The following is a 1,989-nucleotide window of genomic DNA, read 5'->3' as shown; positions in this document are numbered from 1 at the left end:
ACGCCCTATCTGAATCAAAAAGATAATCATAATCTTGAGGGGACTCACGAACAGCCTTTGATAGAATTTTAACAAAATAATAAATATCAGAAGGAACCCTTACTGGTTTAGTTGTAATGCCTTTTTTCCGTCCTGAACCTGGACGAGATCCACCACTAGCCATAAACACCCCTTGAAAAGTGTACAAAATTCAAAAAACCAAAATAGCAGCTTTTTTGAAAAGTGTACAGAATTCAAACAGAGGGGAGATAGTGATAATTTGAAAGGTGTACAGCTTTCAAGTTGAATAATATGGGTACGCGTTTGAGAAAAAACCGCAACCTAAAAATAAAAAAACAAATAAAGCATCAAGCCAATAAAGACAAAGGATTGCAGCTATATGAAATAGTGGAGTTGTGTAAAAGTACCCCCGTAATACTAAACGGGGGCGTCCACGGTTCGCGGTCCCTCTCCCCGGCGAAACGGGGCCCCTTTCCGCGAACCTACGCGCCACTCGTTATCGTCGTTTGCTCAGTCTTCGCACCTCCTCAAACTCCCTCAGCTCGAGCATTAGAAAATAAAATCAAAGCGTCTAGCAGGCAGGAAGGTTTATTTCTTTGAACTTTCATTACATCGATAATATAACCCCGCTTTTTTCGCTATTTGGGACGGATAGACAACTGCGAAATCTAAAAGGTGATCATATATGCAGCAGCATAAAGATTAACGCACCTAGAAAGCCACCTAAGAGCATTTAACCTAATAAGCACAGGTAAGCCGATAAGAACGAAATAAACACGCTTAAAATCAAATTGAGAGCATTTAGACTACACCGCTCGGCACAGTCCCGTAGCTAGCGGAGCTAGTCGAAGGGCGAGCAAGCGGAATGAACACAAAACTAAAACCTAGGCACGGCCACTCAAAAGCAAAAAAAAGAGCAAGTCTCATAGCTGATGAGACTCTGCAATCTCACGACTAAATACAGAATAAGAGCAAAGTTTTTAGGAAGTTCACGTAAGTGCATGTAATTAAAGGTGAAAACAAAAAAGGCTTGTTCTAGAATCCTAGTACACTTGTTCTAGAATCCTAGTACACTTGTTCTGAAAAAAATAGAACAAGTACATTGACGAAGGTGTTTTAGTGCTATAGAGTTGTTCCAACTTAAATAGAACAAAGAATCATAGGCATGAAGACCAGTACAGATAAAACAAGAGTTGTAGGAAAGGAAACGTACCTAAACCAATCGACTGGTGAACTAGTCGAAATGAACGTTATAGAATCAAAAGCAACCGACTTTAATTTTGAAAAAATATGGTTCAGTCATATTTTACAAGCGCTAGATTGCCTAGGAAGTAAAAAAATAAAAGTAGTCACATGGCTTTTAGAGAATAAAGACAATAAAAACAGAATAATAGCCACACAAAGAAAAGTATCAGAATCATGCGGAGTCTCGCTGCAAACCGTGGCGGATGTGATAAAAATACTAACAAAAGCAGACGTAATAAGAATGGAACAACAAGGCGTATACATACTAAACCCTGATGTTGTATTTAAAGGAAGTAACCATCAAAGAATGAATATATTAATAAAATACAAAAACTTATAGCGTTAACAAGGCGGAGGGCATTCCGCTTTGCTAACTAACCACAATCAACTAACAGAGAGTTAATTATGACTAACAACAATTATTCTATTAATGGACTTAAAAAGCTAATAGATGATCTAGAAACCCTAGCAACATGCTTAAGTGGAATGCCGCAAGAGTACGTAAACAAAGAAGCATATAACCGACTACTAGAAGATCAATTCAACATGATTCAAGAAGTGAATAGTTACTGCAATATGTTGAATTCATTACAATCATAAAGCAAAAATGACAAATCAAATTTAAAATATGACGAGGGCGAAAGCCCTCTTATTTTTTATTCTTTTTATTCTTCTTTTTAAATCTAGCAGCAGCATTAACAAGCCCAAGTGGAGGGTTAGAGCTTAAGCAATCCAGCATATAAC

2 protein-coding genes are annotated in these 1,989 nt (G+C 37.6%); both read left to right on the top strand.

From position 1 onward, the window contains the following. The first annotated feature begins 1,165 nt into the window (after positions 1–1,165). Complete coding sequence (locus FCV43_RS16430) at positions 1,166–1,585, top strand: replication/maintenance protein RepL (protein ID WP_136995792.1); 420 nt, start codon at positions 1,166–1,168, stop codon at positions 1,583–1,585. A 65-nt stretch (positions 1,586–1,650) separates the two neighbouring features. Beyond that, entirely contained in the window at positions 1,651–1,845 is a 195-nt protein-coding gene (locus FCV43_RS16425; protein ID WP_136995791.1) for a hypothetical protein, read from the top strand. Positions 1,846–1,989: the final 144 nt, after the last annotated feature.

It is taken from the genome of Vibrio genomosp. F6 (assembly GCF_005146325.1).
In the GTDB taxonomy this organism is placed as follows: domain Bacteria; phylum Pseudomonadota; class Gammaproteobacteria; order Enterobacterales; family Vibrionaceae; genus Vibrio; species Vibrio cortegadensis.
The sequence above is the reverse complement of the archived record's forward strand: the minus strand, read 5'-3'. Positions and strand labels throughout refer to the sequence as shown.